General features: G+C 73.4%; 15 protein-coding genes. 12 read left to right on the top strand and 3 right to left on the bottom strand.

Going from position 1 to position 13990, the window contains the following annotated elements; all coding sequences use genetic code 11:
* Nucleotides 1-114 precede the first annotated feature (114 nt).
* The gene (locus ACFY32_RS17870) at nucleotides 115-1158 is read left to right on the top strand and encodes a LacI family DNA-binding transcriptional regulator (RefSeq protein ID WP_390674662.1); all 1044 of its coding nucleotides are present in this window, start codon (nucleotides 115-117) and stop codon (nucleotides 1156-1158) included.
* Nucleotides 1159-1246: 88 nt separating this feature from the next.
* Here ACFY32_RS17870 and ACFY32_RS17865 read toward each other — a convergent pair whose 3' ends face one another.
* Nucleotides 1247-1855 (bottom strand): TetR family transcriptional regulator, encoded by a 609-nt coding sequence (locus ACFY32_RS17865; protein WP_359198275.1) that lies wholly within the window; start codon nucleotides 1853-1855, stop codon nucleotides 1247-1249.
* 168 nt (nucleotides 1856-2023) lie between these two features.
* Here ACFY32_RS17865 and ACFY32_RS17860 point away from each other — a divergent pair, with 168 nt between their 5' ends.
* Nucleotides 2024-2494, top strand: coding sequence for a nuclear transport factor 2 family protein (locus ACFY32_RS17860; protein ID WP_359198272.1), 471 nt, complete (start codon nucleotides 2024-2026; stop codon nucleotides 2492-2494).
* A 67-nt stretch (nucleotides 2495-2561) separates the two neighbouring features.
* Here ACFY32_RS17860 and ACFY32_RS17855 read toward each other — a convergent pair whose 3' ends face one another.
* Together ACFY32_RS17855 and ACFY32_RS17850 are read right to left on the bottom strand one after the other, a co-directional pair.
* Complete coding sequence (locus ACFY32_RS17855) at nucleotides 2562-3239, bottom strand: helix-turn-helix domain-containing protein (RefSeq protein WP_390674661.1); 678 nt, start codon at nucleotides 3237-3239, stop codon at nucleotides 2562-2564.
* A 19-nt stretch (nucleotides 3240-3258) separates the two neighbouring features.
* On the bottom strand, nucleotides 3259-4398 hold the full coding sequence (locus ACFY32_RS17850) for a YihY/virulence factor BrkB family protein (RefSeq protein ID WP_359198266.1): 1140 nt from the start codon (nucleotides 4396-4398) through the stop codon (nucleotides 3259-3261).
* Nucleotides 4399-4486: 88 nt separating this feature from the next.
* On the opposite strand from ACFY32_RS17850, the gene ACFY32_RS17845 reads away from it, so the two are divergent.
* From ACFY32_RS17845 to ACFY32_RS17800, 10 genes are all read left to right on the top strand, one after another.
* Nucleotides 4487-6121 (top strand): acyl-CoA dehydrogenase family protein, encoded by a 1635-nt coding sequence (locus ACFY32_RS17845; RefSeq protein WP_359198263.1) that lies wholly within the window; start codon nucleotides 4487-4489, stop codon nucleotides 6119-6121.
* A gap of 278 nt (nucleotides 6122-6399) precedes the next feature.
* Complete coding sequence (locus ACFY32_RS17840) at nucleotides 6400-7713, top strand: GAF domain-containing protein (RefSeq protein ID WP_359198260.1); 1314 nt, start codon at nucleotides 6400-6402, stop codon at nucleotides 7711-7713.
* Nucleotides 7714-7854: 141 nt separating this feature from the next.
* Nucleotides 7855-9162 carry a hypothetical protein gene (locus ACFY32_RS17835; protein WP_390674660.1) on the top strand — a complete coding sequence of 436 codons (1308 nt, stop codon included), beginning with the start codon at nucleotides 7855-7857 and terminating at the stop codon, nucleotides 9160-9162.
* 302 nt (nucleotides 9163-9464) lie between these two features.
* Entirely contained in the window at nucleotides 9465-10037 is a 573-nt protein-coding gene (locus tag ACFY32_RS17830; RefSeq protein ID WP_359198254.1) for a GNAT family N-acetyltransferase, read from the top strand.
* Between the two features lie 168 nt (nucleotides 10038-10205).
* The gene (locus ACFY32_RS17825; RefSeq protein WP_351056814.1) at nucleotides 10206-10289 is read left to right on the top strand and encodes a putative leader peptide; all 84 of its coding nucleotides are present in this window, start codon (nucleotides 10206-10208) and stop codon (nucleotides 10287-10289) included.
* A 127-nt stretch (nucleotides 10290-10416) separates the two neighbouring features.
* On the top strand, nucleotides 10417-12117 hold the full coding sequence (locus tag ACFY32_RS17820) for a nitrite/sulfite reductase (RefSeq protein WP_390674659.1): 1701 nt from the start codon (nucleotides 10417-10419) through the stop codon (nucleotides 12115-12117).
* The gene (locus ACFY32_RS17815; protein WP_359198248.1) at nucleotides 12114-12293 is read left to right on the top strand and encodes a hypothetical protein; all 180 of its coding nucleotides are present in this window, start codon (nucleotides 12114-12116) and stop codon (nucleotides 12291-12293) included. Before ACFY32_RS17820 ends, ACFY32_RS17815 begins: the two co-directional genes overlap by 4 nt.
* Entirely contained in the window at nucleotides 12290-13000 is a 711-nt protein-coding gene (locus ACFY32_RS17810) for a phosphoadenylyl-sulfate reductase (RefSeq protein WP_359198245.1), read from the top strand. The genes ACFY32_RS17815 and ACFY32_RS17810 overlap by 4 nt, the downstream gene beginning before the upstream one ends.
* Nucleotides 13001-13029: 29 nt before the next feature.
* The gene (gene cysC, locus ACFY32_RS17805) at nucleotides 13030-13566 is read left to right on the top strand and encodes an adenylyl-sulfate kinase (RefSeq protein ID WP_390674658.1); all 537 of its coding nucleotides are present in this window, start codon (nucleotides 13030-13032) and stop codon (nucleotides 13564-13566) included.
* Nucleotides 13563-13990: phosphoadenosine phosphosulfate reductase family protein (locus ACFY32_RS17800; RefSeq protein WP_359198239.1), on the top strand; the 428-nt coding region annotated here is incomplete at its 3' end. The genes cysC and ACFY32_RS17800, both read left to right, overlap by 4 nt.

The raw sequence follows: 13990 nt of genomic DNA, 5'->3' as shown, positions 1-13990 counted from the left end.
ACAGCGCCTCGGTGTGCGGGGGTATTCCGCCGGGTAGGGAGCCGATCTAGATTAGGAAGCGCTTTCTACGGTGTGCCCTGCCCTGCCCGTGCTCTCTGTGAAGGTGGTTGCCCGATGGTCCGTACGGCGCGTGCGAGCACGGCGGCCGGGCCGACGCTGGCGGTGGTGGCCCGGGAGGCGGGCGTCTCGGTGCCGACCGCGTCGAAGGTGGTCAACGGCCGGGAGGACGTGGCGCCCGAGACGCGGCGCCGGGTCGTTGAGGCACTGGACCGGCTCGGGTACGTGCGCCGGCCCCGGTTCGACACGACGAGGGCGCCCCGGCTGGTCGACCTGGTGGTCCACTCGCTGGAGAGTTCCGCGTCGGGCGCGGTGCTGCACGGGGTGGAGGCGGCGGCGTACGACGCGGGTCTGGAGGTGGTGGTGTCGGCGTGTCCGGCCCGGGGGCGCGGGGGGCTGGAGCGGATCGCGGAGCGGGGGTCGTCGGGGGTGCTGTTCGACGTGGCGGAGCTGCCCGCGCCGCACTACGCGTGGCTGGCGCAGCACCGGGTCCCGTTCGTGATGATCGATCCGGTGGCGGAGCCGCCGCCGGGGGTGGTGTCGGTGGGCGCGGCGAACTGGCAGGGCGGAGTGACGGCGACCGAGCACCTGCTGAAGCTGGGGCACCGGCGGATCGCCGTGATCGCCGGGCGGCGGGGCACGCCGGTGAGCGGCGCGCGGATCGCGGGGTACCGGTCGGCGCTGACGGCGGTGGGGGTGCCCGAGCGGCCGGAGTACGTCCGGCACGCGGGCGCGGAGCGGGGGGCGGCGCGGCGGCGGATGCGGGAGCTGCTCGATCTGCCGGAGCCGCCGACGGCCGTGTTCGTCTGCTCCGACCCGATGGCGCTCGGGGTGTACGAGGCGCTGGCGGAGCGGGGGATGCGGGTGCCGGAGGAGATGAGCGTGGTCGGCTTCGACGACCTGCCGGAGGCGCGGTGGGCGACACCCGCGCTGACGACCGTACGCCGCCCCCTGTCGGAGATGGCCGCGACGGCCCTGCGGCTGCTGCTGCGCATGATGGACGGCGCCCGTCCGGAGAGCACCCGGACGGAGTTGTCGACACGGCTGGTGAAACGGGCGAGCACGGGGCCCGTCCCAGAGGCGTTCGCCGCTGGAGGGTGACTTCCCCATCGAACTCCCGGAGGGCGCCGACGGCAGAACGCGCCAGTCGCGCACCCATCCGGTGTCGGGCGGGCGGCCGCGGGTCGCCTCAGTCGAGGGCGTGACTGCGGCCGGCCGCCAGGATCTCGTCGGAGAGTCCGGGCTCGACGTGGCGTACGGCACGGGCGATCATCAGCGCGCCGACCATTTCGCTGAGCAGGCGGATCGCCCTCCGACGGGCCTCGGCCGGGTCGAGCTGGTGGCCCTTCTCCTCGGCCTCGCGCAGGAACTCGGCGGCGAAGCCGGTGAGATAGCCCTCGACGCCTTCGGCATACGCGCCCTGGACCGCTTCGCTCTGCCGTCCGGCGTCGGTGACCAGGGAGGCGGAGGGACAGACGCCGTTCTCGGCGTCACGGTGTGCTGGGGACAGATACCCGGCCACGACGTGCTTCAGCGGAGGGCCGGCCTTGTCCTGACTGTCCTCGATCATGCCGGCCAGGCTTTCGAGCGACGCGGCGAAGGAGGCCCGGCACACCTCGACCACCAGGTCGTTCTTGGAGGCGAAGTGGTTGTAGAAGCCGCCGTGCGTGAGTCCGGCTTCCTTCATCAGCTCGGCGATGCCGACAGCGTCGATGCCCTGCGAGCGGAACATGCGGCCCGCCGCTTCGAGGATGTTCTGCCGGTTGCGGGCCTTGTCCTCCTTGGTGATCCGCGGCATCGCAGTCCTCCCGCCGTCGTTCCCGGCTTGACCTTTTCAATGACGACGCTCATCATAACAGGAGTTTCGATGACGTTCATCATCAAAGACCGCCGTCGAACGGGAGCGCCGTACGCGCGCCGCAGGGGTTGTCCCCAGCGGCGGCACCAAGCACCGAGGAGAACAGAAGTGACACGCAATGAAGAGGTCGTCCGCGAGGCATACCGGCTGGCGGAAGGGGACGTCCTGGACGGACCCGGCTTCCGCGCCCTGTTCACCGAAGACGGGACCTTCACCGACGTGCCGAACTCGATGACCTTCCGCGGTGACCAGATCCCCCAGGCGCTGGCGGGATTGGCCGCCGTCTTCCCCGACATCCACCGTGAGCTGCTCGCCGTGCATGTGCTCGGTGACGTGGTCGCCGTCGAACTGCGGATTCAGGGGACGCATCTGGGCGCGTTCCCGACTCCGGCCGGCGACATCCTTCCCACCGGGAACCGTATCGACGTGCCGACGGCGGACCTCTGGTACCTCCGTGAGGGGAAGATCGAAGCGTTCCGCTGCTACAACGCGGCGAACGTGCTGCTCGCGCAGATCGGGGCCACACCCGACTTCACGTCGGCGGTCGAGGCCGCCAGGACGGCCGCCACAGGGGTGTAGTTCCCCGCGCGGCACCGGGCAGGCGACACAGGCTCCGCCGAGGCGGCGCCGCCAGGACGCGGCCCGTTCACAGCAGCTCCGTCGGGGTCAGGCCCGTCAGCGCCCGTACGTCACGGGTGAGATGGGCCTGGTCGGCGTACCCGGTCCGGGCGGCGGTCTCCGCCAGCGGGACGCCGGTGCGGGCCAGGGCGAGGGCGCGTTGCAGGCGCAGTACCCGGGCGAGGGTCTTCGGTCCGTAGCCGAAGGCGGCCAGGGAGCGGCGGTGCAGGGCGCGGGCGCTCAGGCCGAGGCCGTCGGCGGTGCGGGCGACCGGGCGGCCCTCGGCGAGGGCGGCCACGATCCGGCGGGTCAGCGGGTCGGGCGGTCCGGCGTCCGCCGCCCGGGACAGGGCCAGGTCCTCCAGGGCGCGCGCCGGGTCGGGCGCCGCGTCGATCCGGGCGGCCAGCCGCCGTACCTCACCGGCGGGCCAGAGGCCGGCGAGGTCCACGCGCCGGTCGCGCAGCTCGTGCGCGGGGGCGCCGAGCAGGGCGGGGGCGGTGCCGGGGAAGAAGCGGACGCCCGCCCAGCGGCCGTCGGCGCCGCCGGGGAGGTACGCGCGGGTGTCGGGGCCGGCGACCAGCAGTCGCCCCTCGTTCCACAGCAGGTCCATGCAGCCGTCGGGCAGGACCCGGCCCGTGCCGGTGCCGTCCGGGACCGTGGTCCACACGACCGCGCCGGTCAGCCGGGACGCCCGTTCCGTGTACACGGGGTCACGGTACTGCGGGTCAGTGGTCCTGCGGCCGGCTGCCCTCGCCGCCGCCCCTGGGCGGGGCCTTGACGTGGGTGCGCAGCCGGGAGGTGACGTCCTCCGGGGGCAGGAAGCGGGACCAGCGCTCGGGGAACTCCGACGGCATGTCCGGGTCCGCCTCGCCGGTCGCGGCGGCGCGGGCCACGTACTCGGCGACCTGGGCCTGGCGGATGCGCTCGTTGGCCTCGCGGGCGGCGGCGGTGGCGGCGGCCGGCCAGACCCGGTCGATGGCCGCGTTGACCGCCGCGCCGACCAGCACGGCGAACGCGGACACGCCGATCCACAGCAGCACCGCGACCGGCGCGGCCAGCGAACCGTAGATGGTGGGGCCCTCGACGGTGCTGGTGAGGTAGATCCGCAGCAGGAAGCTGCCCAGCACCCACATGGCGAGGGCGACCAGCGCGCCGGGCACGTCCTCGATCCACGGGGAGCGCACCGGCACCGACACGTGGTACAGCGTGGTCAGGAACGCGATCGACAGGATGATCACGACCGGCCAGTACAGGACCTGCACGACCGTCGTCGACCAGGGCACCACCCGGACCACCGCGTCCGGTCCGGCCACCATCAGCGGCAGCGCGACCGAGCCGATCAGCAGCGCCACGACGAACAGGCCGAAGGAGAGCAGCCGGGTCTTCACGATGCCCCGGACGCCGTCGAGGCCGTACATCACGGTGATGGTGTCGATGAAGACGTTCACCGCGCGGGAGCCCGACCACAGGGCGAACAGGAAGCCGATGGAGATGACGTCCGGCCGGCCGCCCTCCATCACGTCGTCCAGGATCGGCTCGGTGATCTGCTTCACGCCGCGCTCGGAGAGCACCGTGCGGGAGGCGTCCATGATGTTGACGCGCAGGCTGTCGGCGGTGTCGGCGCCGATCCACAGGTCGACGTAGCCGATCAGGCCGAGGACGCTCAGCAGCAGCGGGGGCACCGACAGCAGCGTGAAGAACGCCGCCTCGGCCGCCAGGCCCAGGATGCGGTACTCCATGCAGGAGTTGACGGTGTCCTTGAGCAGCAGCCAGGCGGTCCTGCGCTTGGAGACGTTCCGGTAGAGGGCACGGGCCCGGTGGAGCCGTCCGGACGGCCGCTCGGGGAATTCACTTGCTGGCTGCACGACCTAAAGGTATCCGCCGCGGGGGGCGGCACTCACCCGCGGACGGGCTCGGCTGCCCCCGGGCGGCGGGGCGGGATAGGTTCGCGTCATGGCAGGCAGCACCCACACCGTGACGAATCAGCCCCCGCCGCTGGCCGGGTACGACGTCTTCACCGCCGACCGGGCGCTGACGGCGGCGGTCGACCGGCACCTTCCGCCGCCGCTGCGCGAGGAGGCCCGGGAGGAACTGTCGGGGCTCGGCCGGAGCTGCGGCTCGGCACAGGCCGGGGAGTGGGCCGCGCAGGCCGACCAGAACCCGCCCGAGCTGCGCACCCACGACCGGTACGGGCACCGCGTGGACGAGGTGGAGTTCCACCCGGCCTGGCACCGGCTGCTCGGCAAGGGCGTCGCCGCCGGGCTCACCGGCGGCTGGGACCGGCCGGGCGGGCACGTGCGGCGCGCGGCGGCCTTCCTGGTCTGGACGCAGGTCGAGGCGGGCACCACCTGCCCGCTGTCCATGACCCACGCGGCGGTGCCCGCCCTGCGGCACGAGCCCGCCCTCGCCGCCGAGTGGGAGCCCCGGCTGACGTCCGCCGTGTACGACCGGGGGCTGCGGCCCGCGCACCTGAAGGCGGGGGCGCTGTTCGGGATGGGGATGACGGAGAAGCAGGGCGGCAGCGACGTACGGGCCGGCACGACCACCGCGCGTCCGCTGGCCGAGGACGGGACGTACGAGCTGACCGGCCACAAGTGGTTCTGCTCGGCGCCCATGTCGGACGGCTTCCTGGTGCTGGCCCAGGCACCTGGCGGCCCGACCTGCTTCCTGGTGCCCCGGGTGCTGGCGGACGGCACCCGCAACGTGTTCCTGATCCAGCGGCTGAAGGAGAAGCTGGGCAACCGGTCCAACGCCTCCGCCGAGGTCGAGTTCGCCGGGACCTGGGCCCGCCGGGTCGGCGCGGAGGGCCGGGGGGTCGCGGTCATCATCGAGATGGTCGCGGCGACCCGCCTGGACTGCGTGCTCGGATCGGCGGGGCTGATGCGGCGGGCGGTCGCCGAGGCCGTGCACCACACCGCGCACCGCGAGGCGTTCGGCGGCAAGCTGATCGACAAGCCGCTGATGCGCAACGTCCTGGCCGACCTCGCCGTGGAGTCGGAGGCGGCCACCGCCCTCGCGCTGAGGCTGGCGGCGGCCTGCGACGACGGCGGCGAGTCCGAGCGGGCGCTGCTGCGGCTGGCGGTGCCGGCCGCCAAGTACTGGGTGACCAAGCGCTGTCCGCCGGTGGCGGTGGAGGCCGCCGAGTGCCTGGGCGGCAACGGGTACGTCGAGGAGTCCGGGCTGCCCCGGCTGGTGCGCGAGTCGCCGCTGAACTCGATCTGGGAGGGCGCCGGGAACGTCCAGGCGCTGGACGTGCTGCGGGCGCTCGGCCGGGAACCGGCGGCACTGGACGCCTACCTCACCGAGGTCGGCGCGGCGCGCGGCGCCGACCACCGGCTGGACGCGGCGATCCGGGACCTGCTGACCGACCTGGCCGACCTGGCCGGCGCCGAGGGCCGGGCGCGACGGCTCACCGAACGGCTCGCGCTGGTCCTCCAGGGCTCACTGCTGGTGCGGTACGCGCCGCCGGAGGTCGCCGACGCGTTCTGCGCCGGGCGCCTGGGCCGCGACGGCGGGGCGGCCTTCGGCACCCTTCCGGCCACCCTCGATCTGGCCTCCGTGGTGGAGCGGGCCCGGCCGGTGGTCTGATCGGCACGGGCGGCGACGGGGGTGGTGCTGCGCCGACACGGCACCACCCCCGTCTCACGGGCCCGTTTCAGGGCACGGGCGCCGCTCGGAGGCGACACGGCCCCCAGTCTGGTCCTCCCGGGGGCCGCCCGCCAGAGTTGCAGGAGGTTGCAACTTGCTGACGACTGCGCGCGGAGGGTGGCCCGGGGGCGGGGGCGAGCGGTCAGTATGGACGTGCGCGTAAGAGTCTTTTCAGACCGTCTCGCGATCGGACCGTCTCAGGGGGAGGACGAGGACCAGTGGCGCTCTCGCCGATGGACGTGACGCAAGGGAACGTGGCACGGATCGCCACCTCGGACGCGGCGCTCGCGGCCCGGATGCTCAGCGAGGTCCGCTCCGCCAGGCTCTCCGGCGGGCGGGCGCCGCTCGCGCCGCGCCCGGTGATCGAGCAGTCCTGGGAGCGGCTGCTGCGCCGCGGCGTCGACCCCGACCGGGGCCTGCCGTCCGGACCGCTGCCCGCGGACGAGGTGGAGCGGCGGCGGCGGACCTCGACGCTGCGGCACGTGCTGCCGGTGCTGCGCGAGAGCCTGCTGACGGTCGCGGACGCCGCCCGGCACATCATGGTGGTCGCCGACGAGGAGGGCCGGGTGCTGTGGCGGGAGGGCAGCCTCCCGGTGCTCCGCATGGCCGACGACCTCGGGTTCGAACCGGGCGCGGACTGGCGGGAGGACGTCGTCGGCACCAACGGGCTGGGCACCCCGGCGGTCACCCGGCGGCCCGTCCAGGTCTTCGCCGCCGAGCACTTCGTCCGCACGCACGCCGTCTGGACCTGCGCGGGCGCCCCGATCAGCGACCCCCGCGACGGGAAGCTGCTCGGCGTGGTCGACGTCAGCGGACCGCTGGAGACCATGCACCCGGCCACCCTGCCCTGGGTCACCTCGGTGGCGCGGCTCGCCGAGGCCACCCTGCGGGACCTGCACGTGCGGTCGCTGGAACGACTGCGCGCGGTGGCGGCGCCGGTGCTCGCCCGGTTGGACGGGCGGGCCCTGGTGGTGGACCGGGACGGCTGGACGGCGGCGGTGACCGGAATGCCGTACACCCGCCGGATCGGGCTGCCCGAGCCGCCCTCGCCGGGCCCGCGGCAACTGCCCGCGCTCGGCGCCTGCACGCTGGAGCCGCTGGCCGACGGCTGGCTGATCCGGGCCGGCGGCCGGGCCGCGCCGGGCGGGGCGACCCGGATCGAGCTGGACCTCGCCCGGCCGCGCCGCCCGCGCGTGCGGGTCAGCGGCGACGCGGGCTCCTGGTCCCGCGGACTCAGCCCCCGGCACGCCGAGTTGCTGTATCTGCTGGGCCTGCACCGCACCGGCCGCAGCGCGGCGGGCCTGGCCGAGGACATGTTCGGCGACCCGGGCCGCACGGTGACCGTACGGGCCGAGATGTCCCGGGTGCGGCGGTACCTCGGCGGGCTGCTCGAACACCGGCCGTATCGTTTCTGCGAGGATGCGGAGGTCGAGGTGCTGCTCCCCGACGACCCGCGCGACCTGCTCCCGTACTCGACCGGACCGGTCGTGACCGGACAGCGATCGGTCACCACACCCGCACATGGGGTGTAAAAGCGGTTTCTCCGCCCGATTCACCGGGTCCGCGCCCGTGGCGTGCCCGTCTGCCGTAGCATCGCTGCGGGTCGTCCCATCTGCTTCTCGGTCAACGCGAGGATCATCGGGCGCAGTTGGTACGGCGTCCGTGGAGGTTCTATGACGCATCGCGGCAGACACCGCCGGCGCAGGCGCGGCACGGCACTGCGCGCGTCCCTGGCCGGGGCCGCGCTGGCCCTCACCGCCGCCGCCACGATGATCAGCGCCTCCCAGGCCGAGGTCGTCGAGGACACCGGCGGCCTGAAACCGCTCACCGCCGCCGCCGACACCGCCCCGCTGGAGCTGACCGAGCACCAGGTGCCCCGGCGCTGGCTCGGCCGGCTCGCCTCGGCGATGGGCGACCCGGTGGGCGTCGGCACCGTCCTGGCCGACGCCGACCGCACCCTGCGCACCGAGGACCGGTGCACCGGCGAGGAGCGCGAGGCACTGCCCGTCGCCCCGGCGGCCACCCGCGCCTACTGCTTCGCCGACGCCGACACCCGGGGCTGGTCCCCGGGCGCGGTCACCACCTCGGGGGACGCCGACGAGGACGGCCGCTGGGGACGGCACCGGGTGATCCTCTCCGCTTGGAGCCGCGCCGACGGCACCGCCGGGCAGGGCCAGGCCCGGGTCGCCTTCGTCGACGCCGACGACCCCGCCCGGCCGGCCTACGCCTCGGCCCTGCTGGTCGTCCCCGTCGACGGCGGCCAGGACTACCGGGCGCTGTCCTCCCCCGCCTCCGGCATGGTCTGGTACCGGGACAAACTCCTGGTCACCGCGGGCGCCGGGGACCGCACCGCGCTCTACGTCTACGACCTGGGCCGCATCCAGCGCGCCACCGCCGAGGGCGCCGCCGTCGGCCGGGTGCCCGGCGGCTGGGCGGCCGGCGGGGAGCGGTACGTGCTGCCCGCCGTCGCCGGCTACGCGATGTCAGCCGCGCCCGGCGCCGCCCGGCCCGCCGCGCTCTCCCTGGACCGGGGGACCTCGCCCGTCAGCCTGGTGGCGGGCGAGTCGGTGCCGGAGGACGCCGGCCGGCCCACCCGGCTGTGGCGCTACGCCCTCAGCACCGACCCGGCCCGCCGGGGCCTGCCCGCCGCCGACGCCGAGGGGCACGTCGACGCCCGGGAGGCGTACGAGACCCGGGCCACGGCGGTCGGCGGGGTGCTGTCCCACCGCCCGGTCGGCGCCGACCGGGCCGACTGGTACCTGGGCACCACGGCCGGTGCCTGGGACGGGCGCGGGACGCTCTGGCGGCAGAACACCGCCGGGGCGCACACCACCGAGTGCGGCGCCGACCACTCCCAGCGCTGCTGGAGCGGGCGGGCCGGCTCCCTCTCGTACTGGCCGGAGACCGGCGAGATCTGGTCGCAGTCCGGCCGCATGCTGTTCGCGCTGCCGCTGTCCTCGGTGGAGGGGGCGCTGGGGTAGCGGGTCCGCCGGCACGGTCGGGGTGGCGCGGGGACCGGCCGTCCGGGCGTTGGTCATCCGGGGGTCGGTCGTCCGGCGGTCGGGGGCGGCGCGGGGGCCGCGGGGCCGGTCGCCAGGGGCCGGGGCCGGGGGTCGAAGGCCGATCGCCGGGGGCCGTAGGCCGATAACCGAGGGCCGTAGGCCGGTAGCCAGGGGCCGTGGGGCAGCCGCCAGGGTCCGGGGCCGTGGGCCGGTCGCCAGGGTCCGGGGGTGCCTCGGGGAGCGATCGACAGAGGTCCGGGGCGGATGATTGGGTGTCCGGCATGACCACCATCCCCGTGACCACCTGGTCCTTGGAGCAGACCGCGCCCGGCGACCTGCTCCCGGCGCCCGCCCCGGAGGGGGACATCCGGATCGTCCGCGCCGAGGTGCCCTCCCCCGAGTTCAGCCGGTTCCTGTACGCCTCGGTCGGCGGCGACATCGACTGGACCGACCGGCTCGGCTGGACCTACGCCCGGTGGCAGCAGCACCTGAACCGGCCCGGCGTGGAGACCTGGGTCGCCCACGACCACGGCACGCCCGCCGGATACGTGGAACTGACGCCCGGGGACGAGGGATCGGTGGAGATCGAGTACTTCGGCCTGATCCCGGCCTTCCGGGGCCGCGGCATCGGCGGCCACCTGCTGTCGTACGGCACCGCCCGCGCCTGGGACCTCGCGGAGCGCTGGCCGGAACTGCCGCCGACCAAGCGGGTCTGGCTGCACACGTGCAGCAAGGACGGCGAGCACGCGATGGCCAACTACCAGCGCCGGGGCTTCCGGCTGTTCGATACCGAGGTCAAGGAGGAGCCGGCCGGACCCACCCCCGGACCCTGGCCCGGAGCCTTCCCCGCCTGAGACCCGCCCGGCACCCCCCGACCCCCGCCGATCCGGCCTGACCTGCGACGACGCCGACATGGCCGATATGTGTGACCCAGAACACCCTTGTCTCGTCCAGCGAGACAAGGGTGTCCGCATCTCGGACAATGCTGGACTCTGTTCAGATCGCCGTGCCACGCTTCCGCCATGCCTGGATACGGAATCGCCTTGGTGAGTCGGCGGCACGTCGACCTCGGCCGCATGTCCAGCGCCATCTGTCCGGCGCGCTGAGAGTTCTCCAGCAGCACCGGCCCCCTCTCGTACGCCTGATTTCCGCGCGACGCCGCGCACCTATGCCCATGCGCCCGTACGCGCAGGTCAGAGTAGATTCCCGCCTGTCCCGAAGGACGTGTCAACCATGGCCGCCACCCCGCAGAACCCCGCTGCCGCGACTCCCCGCCGCAAGGTGAGCCGTCACCGTGGCGAGGGGCAGTGGGCCGTGGGTCATCACACCCCGCTCAACGGCAACGAACAGTTCAAGAAGGACGACGACGGTCTCAACGTACGGACACGTATTGAGACGATCTACTCCCGGCGGGGCTTCGACTCGATCGACCCGAACGACCTGCGCGGCCGGATGCGCTGGTGGGGCCTCTACACCCAGCGCAAGCCCGGCATCGACGGCGGCAAGACGGCCGTCCTGGAGCCGGAGGAGCTGGACGACCGGTACTTCATGCTGCGCGTCCGCATCGACGGCGGCCGGCTCACCACCCGTCAGTTGCGGGTGGTCGGCGAGATCTCGCAGGAGTTCGCGCGGGGCACCGCCGACATCACCGACCGGCAGAACGTGCAGTACCACTGGGTCCGGATCGAGGACGTGCCCGAGATCTGGAACCGGCTGGAGGGCGTCGGCCTGTCCACGGTCACCGCGTGCGGCGACACGCCCCGCGTGATGATCGGCTCCCCGGTGGCGGGCATCGCCGAGGACGAGATCATCGACGGGACCCCGGCGCTGGAGGAGATGAAGCGCCGGGTGCTGAACAACAAGGCGTACTCGAACCTGCCGCGCAAGTTCAAGACCGCGATCTCCGGTTCGCCGGTGCTCGACGTGGTGCACGAGATCAACGACGTGGCCTTCGTGGGCGTCCGGCACCCCGAGCACGGGCCGGGCTTCGACGTCTGGGTCGGCGGCGGCCTGTCCACCAACCCCAAGCTGGGCGTGCGGCTGGGCGCCTGGGTGCCGCTGGAGGAGGTGCCGGACGTCTACGAGGGCATCCTGTCCATCTTCCGCGACTACGGCTACCGGCGGCTGCGCAACCGCGCCCGGCTGAAGTTCCTGGTCGCCGACTGGGGTCCGGAGAAGTTCCGCGAGGTGCTGGAGAACGAGTACCTCGGCGGACGCAGGCTCATCGACGGCCCCGCGCCCGAGGAGCCGGTGGCCCGCTGGCGCGACCACATCGGCGTGCACCGGCAGAAGGACGGCCGGTACTACGTCGGCTTCGCCCCGCGCGTCGGCCGCGTCGACGGCACCACCCTGACCAAGATCGCCGACCTGGCGGAGGCGCACGGCTCGGGCCGGGTGCGCACCACCGTCGAACAGAAGATGATCATCCTCGATGTCGAGGAGGGGCAGGTCGACTCGCTGGTGGAGTCCCTGGAGGCACTGGACCTCACCGCGCGGCCGTCCACCTTCCGGCGCGGCACCATGGCCTGCACCGGCATCGAGTTCTGCAAGCTGGCCATCGTCGAGACCAAGGCGCGCGGCTCCCAGCTCATCGACGAGCTGGAGCGCCGCCTGCCGGAGTTCGACGAGCCGCTCACCATCAACCTCAACGGCTGCCCGAACGCCTGCGCCCGTATCCAGGTGGCGGACATCGGTCTCAAGGGCCAGTTGGTCGTGAACAGCGAGGGCGAACAGGTCGAGGGCTACCAGGTGCACCTGGGCGGCGCGCTCGGCCTGGACCCCGGTTTCGGCCGCAAGGTCCGCGGGCTGAAGGTCACCTCCGAAGAACTGCCCGACTACATCGAGCGGGTCCTCCGCCGCTACCAGGCCGAGCGCCAGGACGGCGAGCGGTTCGCCACGTGGGCCGCGCGTGCCTCCGAGGAGGCGCTGTCGTGACCGAGCGGGCCGCGCCCTTCTACTGCCCCTACTGCGGCGACGAGGACCTGCGTCCGAACGAAGAGGGCCATGGCGCCTGGGAATGCGCGGCGTGCAATCGCGCATTCCAGTTGAAGTTCCTCGGGCTGCTGGCCCGCGGGCTTCGGGCCGACCCCTCAGGAGGGGAACAGATATGACGGTTACTCAGGAAGAGCGTACGACCGGGGATCTCAAGGCGCTCGCCGAGCGGGCGGGCCAGGAGCTGGAGGAGGCCTCCGCGCTGGAGATCCTCCGGTGGGCCGCCGACACCTTCGGCGAGCGCTTCTGTGTGACCTCCTCGATGGAGGACGCGGTGGTCGCCCACCTCGCCGCCCGCGCGAAGCCCGGCGTCGACGTGGTGTTCCTCGACACCGGCTACCACTTTCCCGAGACCATCGGCACCCGGGACGCGGTGGAGGCGGTGATGGACGTCAACGTCATCACGCTCACGCCGCGCCGTACGGTCGCCGAGCAGGACGCCGAGTACGGCCCGAGGCTGCACGACCGCGACCCCGACCTGTGCTGCAAGCTGCGCAAGGTCCAGCCGCTGGAAGAGGGGCTGCGGGGCTATCTGGCCTGGGCGACCGGGCTGCGCCGCGACGAGTCCCCGACCCGGGCGGACACCCCGGTCGTCGGCTGGGACGAGAAGCGGCAGAAGGTCAAGATCTCCCCCATCGCCCGCTGGACCCAGGACGACGTGGACGCCTACGTGGCCGAGCACGGCGTACTGACCAACCCCCTGCTGATGGACGGCTACGCCTCCGTCGGCTGCGCGCCCTGCACCCGCCGGGTCCTGCCGGGCGAGGACGCCCGCGCCGGGCGCTGGGCGGGCCGCGCCAAGACCGAGTGCGGGCTGCACGGATGACGTCGACCCCCCACCTTCAGGAGAATCACGTGACGAGCGGAGCCACCGTCTGGCTCACGGGTCTGCCGAGCGCCGGCAAGACCACCATCGCCCACGAACTGGCCGGCGAGCTGCGCGCCGAGGGCCGCCGCGTGGAGGTCCTCGACGGCGACGAGATCCGCGAGTTCATCTCGGCGGGCCTCGGCTTCAGCCGCGCGGACCGGCACACCAACGTGCAGCGCATCGGCTTCGTCGCCGAACTGCTCGCCCGCAACGGCGTCCTGGCCCTCGTCCCGGTGATCGCCCCGTACGCCGACAGCCGGGAGGCGGTCCGCAAGCGCCATCAGGAGAGCGGCACCGGGTACCTGGAGGTACACGTCGCGACCCCGGTCGAGGTGTGCTCCGTCCGCGATGTGAAGGGTCTGTACGCCAGGCAGGCCGCCGGTGAGCTGACCGGGCTCACCGGCGTCGACGATCCGTACGAGGAGCCGGTCGCGCCCGATCTGCGGATCGAGTCGCAGGACCAGACCGTCCAGGAGTCCGCCGCGGCGGTCTACGCCCTGCTCAGCGAAAGGGGACTGGTATGACCACCGCGGTGACCCGCACCGAGGAGACCGACAGCCCGTACGCCCTCTCCCACCTGGACGCGCTGGAGTCGGAGGCGGTGCACATCTTCCGCGAGGTGGCGGGCGAGTTCGAGAAGCCGGTGATCCTCTTCTCCGGCGGCAAGGACTCCATCGTCATGCTCCACCTGGCACTGAAGGCGTTCACCCCCGCCCCCGTGCCGTTCTCCCTGCTCCACGTGGACACCGGACACAACTTCCCCGAAGTGCTGGACTACCGCGACCGCGTGGTCGCCGCCCACGGGCTGCGCCTGCACGTCGCCCTGGTCCAGGACTACATCGACCGCGGTGTCCTCAAGGAACGCCCCGACGGCACCCGCAACCCCCTCCAGACCCTCCCGTTGACCGAGAAGATACAGAGCGAGAAGTTCGACGCCGTCTTCGGCGG

Origin of the sequence: Streptomyces sp. NPDC000134, assembly GCF_042899225.1 — a bacterium.
Taxonomy (GTDB): domain Bacteria; phylum Actinomycetota; class Actinomycetes; order Streptomycetales; family Streptomycetaceae; genus Streptomyces.
Note: the sequence above shows the minus strand (reverse complement) of the source record. Positions and strands in the feature narration are given on the sequence as shown.

Bases quoted from the DNA above. Each gene is read 5' to 3' on its own strand.
- ACFY32_RS17870 (WP_390674662.1), top strand. From the start codon at position 115: ATGGTCCGTACGGCGCGTGCGAGCACGGCGGCCGGGCCGACGCTGGCG.
- ACFY32_RS17865 (WP_359198275.1), bottom strand. From the start codon at position 1,855: ATGCCGCGGATCACCAAGGAGGACAAGGCCCGCAACCGGCAGAACATC.
- ACFY32_RS17845 (WP_359198263.1), top strand. From the start codon at position 4,487: ATGGCAGGCAGCACCCACACCGTGACGAATCAGCCCCCGCCGCTGGCC.
- ACFY32_RS17835 (WP_390674660.1), top strand. From the start codon at position 7,855: ATGACGCATCGCGGCAGACACCGCCGGCGCAGGCGCGGCACGGCACTG.
- ACFY32_RS17830 (WP_359198254.1), top strand. From the start codon at position 9,465: ATGACCACCATCCCCGTGACCACCTGGTCCTTGGAGCAGACCGCGCCC.
- ACFY32_RS17825 (WP_351056814.1), top strand. From the start codon at position 10,206: ATGCCTGGATACGGAATCGCCTTGGTGAGTCGGCGGCACGTCGACCTC.
- ACFY32_RS17820 (WP_390674659.1), top strand. From the start codon at position 10,417: ATGGCCGCCACCCCGCAGAACCCCGCTGCCGCGACTCCCCGCCGCAAG.
- ACFY32_RS17810 (WP_359198245.1), top strand. From the start codon at position 12,290: ATGACGGTTACTCAGGAAGAGCGTACGACCGGGGATCTCAAGGCGCTC.